12 protein-coding genes and 1 other RNA gene are annotated in these 13,496 nt (G+C 52.6%); 7 read left to right on the forward strand and 6 right to left on the reverse strand.

All coding sequences use genetic code 11. From position 1 onward, the window contains the following. The first annotated feature begins 328 nt into the window (after positions 1–328). The 3 genes from tolC to AB8809_RS21450 all read left to right on the forward strand — a co-directional run bounded on the left by tolC (position 329) and on the right by AB8809_RS21450 (position 3,833). Positions 329–1,720: an outer membrane channel protein TolC gene (tolC, locus tag AB8809_RS21440; RefSeq protein WP_182100458.1), complete on the forward strand. Its 1,392-nt coding sequence runs from the start codon at positions 329–331 to the stop codon at positions 1,718–1,720. A gap of 266 nt (positions 1,721–1,986) precedes the next feature. Next, positions 1,987–2,661, forward strand: coding sequence for a DUF1190 family protein (locus tag AB8809_RS21445; protein WP_012773030.1), 675 nt, complete (start codon positions 1,987–1,989; stop codon positions 2,659–2,661). An 11-nt stretch (positions 2,662–2,672) separates the two neighbouring features. After that, entirely contained in the window at positions 2,673–3,833 is a 1,161-nt protein-coding gene (locus AB8809_RS21450) for a glutathionylspermidine synthase family protein (RefSeq protein WP_180778474.1), read from the forward strand. 69 nt (positions 3,834–3,902) lie between these two features. Here AB8809_RS21450 and ygiD read toward each other — a convergent pair whose 3' ends face one another. The 3 genes from ygiD to rsmI all read right to left on the reverse strand — a co-directional run bounded on the left by ygiD (position 3,903) and on the right by rsmI (position 6,491). Then, positions 3,903–4,688, reverse strand: coding sequence for a 4,5-DOPA dioxygenase extradiol (ygiD, locus tag AB8809_RS21455; RefSeq protein WP_012773028.1), 786 nt, complete (start codon positions 4,686–4,688; stop codon positions 3,903–3,905). 511 nt (positions 4,689–5,199) lie between these two features. Next, positions 5,200–5,578, reverse strand: an RNA gene (rnpB, locus tag AB8809_RS21460) — RNase P RNA component class A. A gap of 25 nt (positions 5,579–5,603) precedes the next feature. Further along, entirely contained in the window at positions 5,604–6,491 is an 888-nt protein-coding gene (gene rsmI, locus AB8809_RS21465; protein WP_012773027.1) for a 16S rRNA (cytidine(1402)-2'-O)-methyltransferase, read from the reverse strand. 61 nt (positions 6,492–6,552) lie between these two features. Here rsmI and AB8809_RS21470 point away from each other — a divergent pair, with 61 nt between their 5' ends. The 4 genes from AB8809_RS21470 (at position 6,553) to dolP (ending at position 10,162) form a co-directional block, all read left to right on the forward strand. After that, positions 6,553–8,571, forward strand: coding sequence for a penicillin-binding protein activator (locus AB8809_RS21470; protein WP_349856737.1), 2,019 nt, complete (start codon positions 6,553–6,555; stop codon positions 8,569–8,571). Next, on the forward strand, positions 8,568–8,924 hold the full coding sequence (locus tag AB8809_RS21475; RefSeq protein WP_300998014.1) for a YraN family protein: 357 nt from the start codon (positions 8,568–8,570) through the stop codon (positions 8,922–8,924). Before AB8809_RS21470 ends, AB8809_RS21475 begins: the two co-directional genes overlap by 4 nt. Positions 8,925–8,987: 63 nt before the next feature. Then, positions 8,988–9,578, forward strand: coding sequence for a DnaA initiator-associating protein DiaA (gene diaA / locus AB8809_RS21480; RefSeq protein WP_012773024.1), 591 nt, complete (start codon positions 8,988–8,990; stop codon positions 9,576–9,578). Positions 9,579–9,589: 11 nt separating this feature from the next. After that, positions 9,590–10,162 (forward strand): division/outer membrane stress-associated lipid-binding lipoprotein, encoded by a 573-nt coding sequence (dolP, locus tag AB8809_RS21485; protein ID WP_012773023.1) that lies wholly within the window; start codon positions 9,590–9,592, stop codon positions 10,160–10,162. 125 nt (positions 10,163–10,287) lie between these two features. On the opposite strand, the gene AB8809_RS21490 is transcribed toward dolP, so the two are convergent. From AB8809_RS21490 to elbB, 3 genes are all read right to left on the reverse strand, one after another. After that, positions 10,288–11,583 carry an alginate lyase family protein gene (locus AB8809_RS21490; RefSeq protein ID WP_349856738.1) on the reverse strand — a complete coding sequence of 432 codons (1,296 nt, stop codon included), beginning with the start codon at positions 11,581–11,583 and terminating at the stop codon, positions 10,288–10,290. Between the two features lie 70 nt (positions 11,584–11,653). Beyond that, positions 11,654–12,388 carry a monofunctional biosynthetic peptidoglycan transglycosylase gene (gene mtgA / locus AB8809_RS21495; RefSeq protein WP_012773021.1) on the reverse strand — a complete coding sequence of 245 codons (735 nt, stop codon included), beginning with the start codon at positions 12,386–12,388 and terminating at the stop codon, positions 11,654–11,656. Then, positions 12,385–13,038 (reverse strand): isoprenoid biosynthesis glyoxalase ElbB, encoded by a 654-nt coding sequence (gene elbB / locus AB8809_RS21500; RefSeq protein ID WP_012773020.1) that lies wholly within the window; start codon positions 13,036–13,038, stop codon positions 12,385–12,387. Before elbB ends, mtgA begins: the two co-directional genes overlap by 4 nt. Between the last annotated feature and the right edge of the window lie 458 nt (positions 13,039–13,496).

Here is a 13,496-nt window from a genome sequence, read left to right on the forward strand (position 1 = left end):
GCACTCCTGTAACAAGTATTAATGGAATCCGGTATTGTATGGTGGATTCCGCTGTCATTATACTCATCATTGTTTTTGAACGTTTATTAGGCGTGACGTCGGCGAAGGGGATTTCCGTCCATCGCATCACGTTTCGGTACCTTACTGAACAGCAAAACGTCGCACTGGATCATCCAACGGGTCAATTTACCTGACCATTTGGACATATTCCGCTGAAAGATGGCACGTTCAGCTACCTTATCCTATTGGCAGATTCTGATAGAATCGACAATTATTCGTCTACAGACAGCGCTACCATAGCGAGATTGCTGCACAACAAGGAATGCAAATGAAGAAATTGCTCCCTCTTCTGATTGGTCTGAGCCTGGGCGGTTTTAGCGCCATGAGTCAGGCGGAAAACCTGTTACAGGTCTACCAGCAGGCAAAAAGCACCAACCCTGATTTACGCAGCTCTGCGGCAACCCGCGACGCCGCGTTTGAAAAGATTAATCAAGCGCGCAGCCCATTACTGCCACAGTTAGGTTTAGGGGCTGACTATACCTATAACAGAGGCTATCGTGACAGCAAAGGCGTCGACAGCAATGTGAAAGGCGCTTCACTGCAATTGACTCAGACCTTGTTCGACATGTCCAAATGGCGTGCGCTGACGTTGCAGGAAAAACAAGCCGGTATTGAAGACGTCACCTATCAGACCGCCCAGCAAAACCTGATGCTGAATACAGCAACCGCCTATTTCAACGTCCTGCGTGCCATTGACTCACTGTCCTACATCAATGCGCAGAAGCAGGCGATTTATCGCCAGTTAGACCAAACGACACAGCGTTTCAACGTGGGTCTGGTTGCCATTACCGACGTCCAGAACGCCCGTGCACAGTATGACAGCGTGTTGGCCAATGAAGTGTTGACGCGTAATACGCTGGATAATGCGTTGGAATCACTGCGCCAGATTACCGGTAATTTCTACCCGCAGCTGGCCGGCCTGAACATCGAACGCTTCTCTACGCAGAAGCCTGAAGCCGTAAACAACCTGCTGAAAGAAGCTGAAAACCGCAACCTGAACCTGCTGTCCGCACGTTTGAGCCAGGATTTGGCCCGTGAGCAGATTCGCTCCGCCGAAACAGGCTACATGCCGACCCTAGATCTCACTGCATCGACGGGCGTGAGCGATACCCGTTATTCAGGTTCCCGTACGAATAGCGGCAACTTCAATGATACTGACGCTGGTCAGCATAAAGTTGGTATTAACTTCACTCTGCCACTTTATAGCGGCGGCGCGACCAACTCACAGGTGAAACAAGCGCAGCACAGCTACGTCAGCGCCAGCGAACTGCTGGAGAGCGCACACCGTTCTGTTATCCAGACCGTACGTTCATCGTTTAACAATATTTCTGCTTCCATCAGCAGCATCAACGCTTACAAACAGGCTGAAGTGTCTGCACAAAGCTCTCTGGATGCGATGGAAGCCGGTTATCAGGTAGGCACGCGCACCATCGTTGACGTACTGGATGCCACCACCACGTTGTATAACGCGAAACAGCAGCTCTCCAGCGCACGTTATGATTACCTGATCAATCAGTTAAACATCAAATCCGCGCAGGGTACGCTGAATGAAGCCGATCTGCAGGCGCTGAATGCGGCACTGGGTCAGCCGGTTTCAACGACTCCGACCGTAACGGATAACAGCGCTCCGCTGGCAACAACCGCCTCGGCACAGCGTTAATCGGCTAGCAGCGTTTACCGATACAGAGGGGAACTACGGTTCCCCTTTTTCATCCCCACACCTTTCCAGCAGAATAACGCCGTGGTATCAGAAGGCGGGAGCCGTCTTCTCTCACCATAAAGCGAAACGTTGCACAACAGAATGTATAGCAACGTAAAGACCCCCTCCGTTACACCTCTTGCCGCTTTAAATTCAAGCAGCGTTCCCCTATTCTTAGGCACACTTATTGGTTATTAGCCGTGATGCTTTGCTCTGGGATAAACACGATGAAACGTACAAAAAATATTAATCAGGAAATGTTCCGCAAGGAATGGCGAACGCACCGTCTGGCACCTGTCGCTTTGGCCGTCAGCGCCGTATTTTTCCTCGCGGGCTGTGAACAAACCGATGAAACCGTCTCTCTCTATCAGAATGCAGATGACTGTTCGTCAGCTAACCCGTCAATGGCTGCCCAGTGCACCACCGCGTACAATAATGCGTTAAAAGAAGCGGAAAAAACGGCACCTAAATACGCAACGAAAGAAGACTGCGTAGCAGAATTCGGCGAAGCACAATGTACCCAAACGCCTGCTCCAGCACAGGCTGGTATGGCCGCAGAATCGCAGCAGGGCGGCGGTATGTCCTGGATGCCATTGATGGCCGGTTACATGATGGGTCGCATGATGGGTGGCGGCGCTGGTTTCGCACAGCAGCCGCTATTCAGCCCAAAAACACCAGCCAGCCCGGCCAACGGCCAGTTCGTTGATGCTTCCGGTAAAAACTACGGTAATGCGACAACAGGCCGCACGATGACCGTGCCAAAAACCGCACTGGCACCGAAGCCTGCAACAACTTCTACCATCACCCGTGGTGGCTTTGGTGAAACCGTCGCGAAACAAAACAGCATGCAGCGCAGCAGCGCCAGCTCAAGTTCCAGCTCTTCCCGTAGCATGGGCGGCTGAGGACGTATTGAATGAAGCGGATAGATATTACAGCGCGTCCTGACTGGCAGGAAAAAGCGACCGAGTTTGGTTTTCGTTTCCACACCATGTACGGCGAGCCCTACTGGAGTGAAGAGGCTTACTACCAGTTCACTCTTGCTCAGATCGAAGAATTGGAAGAAACCACGGCGGAACTGCATCAAATGTGTCTGCAGGTGGTGGAAAAAGTCATTAATAGCGACGCGCTGCTCGCCAAGTTCCGTATTCCCAAACACACCTGGGAATTCGTCAGACACTCGTGGCGCACCAATCAGCCTTCACTGTATTCACGCCTCGATCTGGCGTATGACGGCAAATCCCCAGCCAAGCTGCTGGAAAATAATGCGGATACGCCAACCTCGCTGTACGAGGCTGCCTTTTTCCAATGGCTTTGGCTGGAAGATCAAATCAACGCCGGGAATCTGCCGCAGAATTCTGACCAGTACAACAGCATTCAGGAAAAGCTGATCGAACGTTTTGAAGAGCTAAAACTGAATCATGGCTTCGGCTTGCTGCACTTCGCCTGCTGTCAGGATACGGAAGAAGATCGCGGCACAGTGCAATATCTTCAGGATTGCGCGCTGGAAGCGGGCCTGCCGAGCGAATTTCTGTACATCGAAGAAATCGGCCTCGGAGAGAAAGGTCAGTTTACCGATCCTGAAAATCAGGTGATTGGTAATCTGTTCAAGCTCTATCCGTGGGAATTCATGCTGCGCGAGATGTTTTCCACCAAACTGGAAGATGCTGGTGTGCGTTGGCTGGAGCCCGCCTGGAAAAGCATCATTTCCAATAAAGCGCTGCTGCCGATGCTGTGGGAAATGTTCCCAGATCATCCCAATCTGCTTCCTGCCTACTTTGCGGAAGATGAACATCCCAAGCTGGACAGTTACGTCACCAAGCCGCTGTTTTCACGCGAAGGGGCAAACATCCAAATTATCGAAAATGGGAAAGAGATTGCGTCAGCCGACGGCCCTTACGGCGAAGAAGGCATGATCGTCCAGCAATATCACCCTTTGCCGAAATTTGGCGATAGCTACACGCTGATTGGTAGCTGGCTGGTAAACGATCAGCCTTGTGGTATTGGCGTACGTGAAGATCGCGCGCTGATCACGCAGGATCTCTCGCGCTTCTACCCACACACCATTCTTGATTAAGCAGAAAAATTGAAACTAATAAGGCACGGTTTTCACCGTGCCTTATTTATTACTGAAGCAAAAAGCGGATTACCCCACTTGCACCGACAGCATACTCAGTGATCCCATTTCGAGCCCGTCGACTGGAATACTAATCGCTTCTTTGCCATCCCAGCTTCCCAGTACATAGAGCAGCGGGAAATAGTGATCGGGCGTCGGGTTAGATAATGCGGCACCTTCATGTTGCATGAAATTAACCAGCGGATGGTCGTCACCCTGATACGTCAGGTTATCACGCACAAATTGATTGAACGAGATTGCCCACGGATACGGCTCCGCATCACCATCCCATTTCACCATCCGCAGGTTATGCACGACGTTACCACTGGCGACAATCATGAAGCCTTCATCACGCAGTGCCGCCAGCTTGCGCCCTAATTCGTAGTGGTACGCAGCAGGCTGTGTGCCATCCACGCTCAGTTGCACAACGGGAATATCCGCATCGGGATACATCTTGATCAGCACGCCCCAGGAACCATGATCCAAACCCCATTGGCTCTGATCGGCAGTCACGGGATATGGCGCCAGCACCTGCTGGATTCTCGCCGCCAATTCAGGTGAACCCGGTGCTGGATACTGGGTATCAAACAGCGCCTGCGGGAAACCGCCAAAATCATGGATGGTGCGCGGATTTTCCATCGCCGTTACGGCGGTGCCACGGGTATACCAGTGGGCAGAAACGGCAATAATCGCTTTCGGACGCGGCAGCGTCTCACCCAACGTTTGCCATGCCTGCGTATATACATTGTTTTCCAACACGTTCATCGGGCTACCATGGCCGAGGAACAATGCAGGCATCCGGGAAGTGTTGCTCATAGTCATATCCTCTGAAAGATGTCAGCGAACGTGCAACCGCACGCGATGGCCTTACTTTACGCGCTTTATGACACAGAAAAAGTCAGAGTTATGTGATGAAGAACATCAATTAATTTGAAATGGTTGAATATCTACTAGTTCAGGACGAAGAAAAGCAAAACCCCGCCGAAGCGAGGTGTCATGATGAAGGGAATTGACCGTTAAGCCGCGTTCTTTCATAAAAAGCGTCGTGGACAGTCATTCATCTTGCCTGCCCCATAAAGCAAAACCCCGCCGAAGCGACAGTTTTATGATGAAGGGAGTTGACCGTTAAGCCGCGTTCTTTCATAAAAAGCGTCGTGGACAGTCATTCATCTTGCCTGCCCCATAAAGCAAAACCCCGCCGAAGCGACAGTTTTATGATGAAGGGAGTTGACCGTTAAGCCGCGTTCTTTCATAAAAAGCGTCGTGGACAGTCATTCATCTTGCTTGCCCCATAAAGCAAAACCCCGCCGAAGCGGGGTTTTATGATGAAGGGAGTTGACCGTTAAGCCGGGTTCTGTCGTGGACAGTCATTCATCTAGGCCAGCAATCACTCACTGGCTCAAGCAGCCTACCCGGGTTCAGTACGGGCCGTACCATGTGAACCCCTATTTGGCCTTGCTCCGGGTGGAGTTTACCGTGCCACGAACTGTTGCCAGTCGCGCGGTGCGCTCTTACCGCACCCTTTCACCCTTACCTGATCCCACTTGCGTGGGCCATCGGCGGTTTGCTCTCTGTTGCACTAGTCGTAGGCTTGCGCCTCCCAGGCGTTACCTGGCACCCTGCCCTATGGAGCCCGGACTTTCCTCCCCTCCACCTGTCTCCCCCGAAAGGGACGGCAGTGAAGCGGCGACTGTCTGGTCAACTCCGGCGCGGATAATAGGGGAAATTGCCCTACTTGTCATCCCCCGATTCACCGCTATCGCCTTCTTGCTCCAGCCCATAACGGTAAAGCGCGTTTTTCTTCACGCCGTGAATCTCTGCCGCCAGCGCCGCCGCTTTCTTCAACGGCAACTCAGCGCGTAATAGCATTAGCGTACGTAGCGCTTCCGCCGACAGCGCGCTGTCATCAGCCTGATGCCCTTCCACAATCAGCACCATTTCCCCTTTGCGCCGATTCTCATCCTCTTTGACCCAGGCCAACAACTCGCCCACGGGTGCGCCGTGAATCGACTCCCAGGTTTTGGTAATTTCACGTGCCAGCACCACATAGCGCTCAGCCCCCAGCACCTCGCTAATATCCTGCAGGCTGTCCAAAAGGCGATGTGTGGATTCGTAGAAAATCAGCGTACGGGGTTCTTCCCCCAGATCGCGTAGCGTATCTTTACGCGCCTTGGTTTTGGCCGGCAGAAAACCTTCATAGCAAAAGCGGTCAGACGCAAGACCAGAGGCGGAAAGCGCCGTTATCGCCGCGCACGCGCCCGGCAGTGGCACCACGCGAACGCCAGCTTCACGGCAGCGTCGAACCAAATGGTAGCCAGGGTCGTTAATCAGCGGTGTGCCCGCATCTGAAACCAGCGCGATGCTTTGTCCTGACTGCAATTTAGCCAGTAACACATCCGCTTTTTGTTGTTCATTGTGATCGTGTAATGCGAACAGTCGCGCATTAATCGCAAAATGTTGTAACAGCAGACCGGTATGGCGGGTATCCTCTGCGGCGATCAGATCAACGCTCGCCAATACCGCCAGCGCACGCTGCGTGATGTCGCCCAGATTGCCGATTGGCGTGGGGACAATGTAGAGGGTAGATGCAGAAATATCTGCTTGTTGGTCTTGATTCATTGTTTCATCCGGGTTGCCGATTTAATATTGAGCATCTTTAAAAAAAATCACTGGATACAGTATGCTTCCCTTTCATTTCGTCCGTACCCAGGCAGGGCGTGCTATCCCTGTTTTGTTAGCGGCACTGTTTCTCGCAGGCTGTCCAAGCCAAGCACCGCAGAGCCCACCACCCGAGGTTCAGGGCAAAGCCGACGCATCATCCGATTATTATCTGCAACAGATGCAGCAAAGTAGCGATAATAACAAGGCTGACTGGCAATTACTTGCTATTCGTTCCCTGTTACAGGAAGGGAAAGCCCCTCAGGCAAGCCAGCAGTTCAACGCGCTCCCAGAAAAACTGAGCGCGGCGCAAAAACAAGAACAGCAGCTACTCAGCGCGGAATTGTCCGTCGCCCAGAACAATATGGATGCAGCCAAGGCAGCACTGAGCCAGCTTGATGTGAGCGCACTTTCCGATCAGCAGAAGCAGCGTTATTACCAGACGCAAATCAAAACTGCGCAAGGGCGCACGTCCATTGAGCTGCTGCGCGCCTATATTGCTCAGGAGCCGCTGCTGAAAGGCGACGAGCATCAAATGAACCTCGATCAGACCTGGCTGGCATTGACGCAAATGTCACCGCAGGAGTCTGGAGCGCTGCTGATTAACGCGAATGAAAATGTGCTTCAGGGCTGGGTGGACTTGCTGAATAACTACCAGAACAACCGCGAATCCTCTGACCAGCTACAGAGCGCCATTCAGGACTGGCAAACCCGTTATCCGCATCACCCTGCCGCGAAAAAACTGCCTACGCAGTTAAATCAGGTCATCAATTATCAGCCGTCGTCTGTAAGTAGCATTGCGCTGCTGTTGCCGCTTAACGGTCAGGCACAGGTTTTCGCCAATGCGATCCAGCAAGGTTTTAACGCAGCAAAGAATGGCCAGATAGCCACCGCCCCCGTATCTGCTCCTGCTGCACCGGCAACGGGCACTACGCAAGACGGGCAGGTAACACCATCATCTGATGGACAGAGCGCTCAATCGCCTGCGCCATACAGCGATCAGGCGGTTGCATCAACGACATCAGCGCCCGAAGCACAACCGACAAGCGCAGGGCTATCCAGTTCGCTCCCGGTAAAAGTGTATGACACCTCTTCACAGCCGCTGGCCAATATTCTCACGCAGGCACAGCAAGATGGCGCATCACTGGTCATTGGCCCGCTGTTGAAAAATGAAGTGGATCAATTGGCGAATAGCCAGTCGCCGCTGAATATTTTGGCATTGAACCAGCCGGAGCACGTCGAAAATAGCCCTAACATCTGCTATTTCGCCCTCTCTCCGGAAGATGAAGCCAGAGACGCGGCCAAGTTCATCCATCAGCAGGGTAAACAGCAGCCGCTGGTCTTAGCCCCTCGCGGTGCGCTGGGCGATCGTATCGTCAACGCATTCGCTCAGGCCTGGAACCAGCAAAGCGGCACCAGTCCTCTGCAACAGCGCTTTGGCAACACGGCGGAGTTAAAGCAGGCCATCAATAGCGGCGCAGGCTTAAGCCTGAGCGGCCAACCTGTTAGCGTATCGCAACAGCAGGCACAGCCGGGCACCACCATCGGGGGCTTAACCATTCCGTCACAGGTTCAACCGACGGTCAGTTCGTCCGTTAGTGGCAATATCGATGCGGTCTATATCATCGCAACGCCAGACGAGCTGGCGCTGATTAAGCCGATGATCGACATGCGCACGACCTCACGCGCACGTCCAGCGCTCTATGCTAGCTCACGTAGCTTCCAGGCTGGATTAGGCCCTGACTTCCGTCTCGAAATGGAAGGTTTACAGTTCAGCGATATCCCGCTGTTAGCAGGCGCAAATCCAGCACTGATGCAACAGGTCAGCAGCCAGTTTAAAAACGATTACTCGTTAGTTCGCCTGTATGCCATGGGGATGGATGCCTGGACGCTCGCCAGCCACTTTGGTGAAATGCGCCAGATTCCGGGTCACCAGATTCCAGGGGCTACGGGGATGTTAAGCTCAGGGCCGGATTGCACCATCAATCGGCAGTTAACCTGGCAGCAATATCGCCAGGGTCAGCTGGTGCCGGTTCTCTGAACCAGCGGGCCGCTGGCGCAGTTTATGAACAACAGGCCCGGCGTTATCTTGAACGCGCGGGTCTGACCTTCACCGCGGCAAATGTTACGCTACGCGGCGGTGAACTGGATTTAATTATGCGCGATCGCCATATCTGGGTATTTGTTGAAGTGCGCTATCGGCGCAACGCCCATTTTGGCGATGCGGCAGCCAGCGTCACCCGACACAAACAGCAGCGGTTGCTGCATGCCGCTGCCGTGTGGTTGGCGCAGCGAGGCGCCAGTTTTGACACGGTCGACTGTCGTTTTGACGTGCTGGCAATTACGGGCGATCGGTTCGACTGGATCCCTAACGCCTTTGCCGCACAGGGATAATACATTTACCACTCAGGGACAGCCCATCCTTGATGGATTTCAATTTACGTAGGTTAACTCAACGTGCTGGATAGAATAAAAGTTTGTTTTACCGAGAGTATTCAAACGCAGATTGCAGCGGCAGAAGCCTTGCCAGACGCCATTTCCCGTGGCGCGATTGCGATGGTGCAGTCTCTGCTGAACGGCAACAAAATTCTGTGCTGTGGCAACGGAACATCGGCAGCCAATGCACAACATTTTGCCGCCAGCATGATTAACCGTTTTGAGGCAGAACGCCCCAGCTTACCAGCCATCGCACTTAATGCGGATAATGTGGTCTTAACTGCGATAGCGAATGACCGCTTGCATGAAGAGGTCTATGCCAAACAGGTCAGAGCATTAGGTCAGGCGGGTGACGTCTTACTGGCTATTTCAACTCGTGGCAACAGCCGCGATATTGTTAAGGCCGTCGAGTCTGCCGTGACCCGCGACATGACGATTGTCGCCCTGACTGGTTACGATGGCGGGGAACTGGCTGGGCTGCTCGGGCCACAGGATGTGGAGATTCGCATCCCGTCGCACCGCAGCGCCCGTATTCAGGAAATGCACATGCTGACAGTAAATTGCCTGTGCGATTTGATTGATAACACACTTTTTCCACACCAGAACGATTGAAGGAGCACTACATGAGGATAAGTTCTGCATTTGCCGTGCTGTCTATCGCCCTGCTGCTACAAGGCTGTGTCGGGGTTGTTGCTGTTGGCAGTGCCGTGGCAACCAAAACAGCCACAGACCCGCGAACTGTAGGCACGCAGGTTGACGATGGCACACTGGAAGTCCGCGTGACGAATGCGATCAGCAAAGACGAGCAGCTGAAAAAAGAGGCCCGTATCATTGCGACGGCTTATCAGGGGAAAGTATTGTTAACAGGGCAGGCTCCAAATACAGAAATGGCAAACCGGGCTAAACAAATTGCCCTTGGCGTGGAAGGTGCAGCCGAAGTCTACAACGAGATACGTCAGGGTACGCCGGTTTCAATGGGAACCGCCTCCATGGATACCTGGATCACCACCAAAGTTCGCTCACAAATTCTGGCAAGCGACACGGTTAAATCCTCTAACGTAAAAGTCACCACGGAAAATGGCGAAGTCTTCCTGTTAGGCTTGGTAACACAGCGTGAAGGCACTTCCGCCGCAGAGATCGCTAGTAAGGTTGGCGGTGTGAAGCACGTGACAACGGCCTTCACCTACCTGCAATAACCTGTTATCGCGTTAATACGTTTGCCTTTTTAAAAACAAAAACCGCTGATGTCTTCATCAGCGGTTTTTTTATCTCGATTCGACAGGGTCGTATTGTCACCCAATGAAGTCAGAGTACAACCAAATCACGGTGCAACAGGATTAAGCAACCAGAGCGCACGGCGGGTTTCCACGCTGATATGGCTCGGTTCTTTATCCCGTTCGCTCGCTGCCCCTGAGAGTAATTCAGCAAAACCTGCCTGTTTGATTTGCGTCTGGTAACGCGGCGCTTTTACACCTCGCTCCGCCTGTAATAACAGCGGAATAAGGCGGCTGCTTTGCCTGTCCATCGTCTTACGCGGCCACGCCTTATTTTCATCCAGATACGGGGCCATAAAATCCAGCGCCTTTATCACGCTACTGCCCTTCGGCGTTTGGTATTGCCAGATATTCTCCCCGACGCGGGACGCCAAAATAGCCATATCCGTTATCGCCTGAAGGTTGAAGTAGCTGTAATGGAAAGATCGGGTGCGCGCCAGTTCCTCCGGCTGAGAACCATCCGGTTGCAGTTGGTGATCCAACTTTTCCCGCTGCAATTGCGCCATGGATTTCACCACGTCGATTTTGCCCAGATACCAGGCAATCCCCGCCACCTGTACGGTATACCAGCTACCGTGGTTGTTCTGCGCCGTTGCCTCTTTTTTCCCCAGCTTACTGGTTTGCAGCCAGTGCAGATAATCGCTCATCCATTTCTGCATCTGCTGCTCATCCTGCGTCGTCCAGCCCGGCGCGTGACGCAGCATAAGCAACGAATCGACAATACGGGTAGAAAAATAGCGTCCGTCCAACACGCCCGACCCTCTTCCCGGCGCGATACCCGGCACACCTTGCGCGAAATCGAGATTAGGGTTCATACGCGTAGCAGGATCGATAAACCAGGTACGGATCATCGATATCGCTTTATCGGCATAAGCCTGTTTGCCCGAGAAGTACCACGCCAGCGTCAACGCCTGTGTTTGGGCGGTGAATTTTGCCAGCCTAACCCCATCAGTCTCATCATCCTTGCTGGCAGGGTTTACCTGCCCATCACGACGAATCCAAGGCAAACCATCAGCTTTATCGGGATCGGGCCACCAGTAGGCGCTGAGGCTCAAATAATCATGCTTTGAACCACTGGGTGGCGTGGATTTCTTTTCCGTCACGCTAGGGTTAGCAATTTTCAACGCGCGATCGGCTTCCGAAATAAGCTGCTCGTACGCCATTCGCGTCTGCGGCTTTTCCGTTTTCTGCTGCAACTGCTGTTTTACCGAGGATAGCTGGTGCTGTTGCAAGAAGGCGTAGGGATTATCGGGGGATGACGCTTTGGGCTCCGCGTCCGCACGGGCGACAGAGGCCACACAACACAATGCAACCAGTAAACCTGACCAATAACGTAACCGCATACTTTCTCCTGATGTCGAAAACACGACCGTTAACGCAAAAATTTCTTGGTATACTAACGAACAAGACGGGTTAATTCAGATTGTTAGCCCGCAAAAATGCATCTCCGCCCATCTGACGCATCTGACGCAAAATCCACTGCTGGCGTTGAATGACATAGCTGGAGGGCGCATTCGCACGAAAGCGAATAGGGTTCGGCAGCACCGCGGCCAGCAAGGCAGATTCACTTGCCGTCAGCCTGCTGGCAGGCTTATTGAAATAACGTCTGGCAGCGGCCTCCACGCCAAAAATACCAGGACCAAACTCGGCGATATTCAGGTACACCGTAAGAATCCGCCGTTTTGTCCAGACCAGCTCCACCCCGGTGGTAATACCCGCTTCAAGGCCCTTACGCACCCAGCTACGCCCATCCCACAGGAACAGGTTCTTCACCATCTGCTGCGAGAGCGTAGAGGCACCACGAATCCGCTGCGTGTTGCGCTCGTTGTGCTTTAATGCCTGCCCAATCGCATCTAGATCGAAGCCCCAGTGATCAGGGAATTTTTGGTCTTCCGCCGCCATCACCGCCAGCGCCATTTCTGGTGCAATTTCTTCCATCGAAACCCAGTCAGAATGGGCAACATAGGAGAATTCGCCTTTCAGCCATGCGCTGATCTGCCTGTCGACCATCACTGCGGAGAACGGTACGGGCAGGAAGGAAAACAGCAGGATGCCAGCCAGCCACGCTCCGATGACGACTAACACACTGCGAACAATCAGGCGCTTCAGCCACGCTAGCAAGCCTCCACGCCCTCGACTCCACTTCATTCGGTGAGATCCAAAACGCGGGCCACGAGCTTATCAATGCCTTGTGCCGCTTCGCTGATGGAGTTAGCCAGCATATAGGCTGGTGTCGTCACGATTTTATGTTCCTCATCCACCACGATATCATCGACCGGACAAACAACGTGGATACCGCCCATCTCTTCGACGGCTTCAGCGGTATCAATATCGTTACCAATGGTTACGCGAACAGGTTCACCCAAAATCGTCGGCAGCAACGCGGGCGAGATGCAAATAAAACCAATTGGTTTATTTTGCTTATAAATTTCCTGTGTGAGCAATTGCAGCGTTTCATCAATCTGACAGGCCGATCCCTGCGTCGCGAAGTCACTTAAATTTTTCGCCGCGCCAAAACCACCCGGCACAATCAGTGCATCTAAATCTTGTGCATTCGCGGTAGAAAGGGGCTGGATTTTTCCTCTGGCGATCCGTGCCGATTCTGCTAAAACGTTGCGATTCTCACCAGTTACGTCACCCGTCAGGTGATTAACCACCTGTAATTGCGGCTTATCTGGCGCAAAGCAAACCGCTTGTGCGCCTGCGCGATCCAGCGCAAGTAATGTCAACACGGCTTCATGAATCTCGGAACCGTCATAAACACCACAGCCACTAAGGACAATGCCGACTCGTTTCATCATCTTTTCCTTCATTTCATTACATCAACTAATTGATTTTTTAATTGACAAACACTAATCTACATCACACATTTTAATGATTCTTGTAACAAAGATTTCTACATTTGCTATTTTGTTGCTTGATGAAGATGTAAAGTAGTTAGGTTGTAATTGTTGTTGTAAGCTGTATGTCGTTAAGACAGTTAGTTAAGACACGAATATCCGCACTTGCGAGTTTACAAAACCTGAAATCTAAATGCAGGTGCATGTTTTCCCTGGTGTTGGCGCATAATTCGCGCACCCCGGCTTCGGCCGGGGTCATTTTTTTCTACCGTATGAAAACGTGCAAAGCCTCGCATTCCCTGTCCTTCTTCACTCGTAAACCCCGCTCAATGTGGCATCTTTTTGCATGATCTCGCGTGAGATGAAAAAATTTTTCTAGCCGTTTCACTCGCCACGTCCCTGTGGCTGCACAGAAC

Source organism: Pectobacterium aroidearum (genome assembly GCF_041228105.1).
Lineage (GTDB): Bacteria > Pseudomonadota > Gammaproteobacteria > Enterobacterales > Enterobacteriaceae > Pectobacterium > Pectobacterium aroidearum.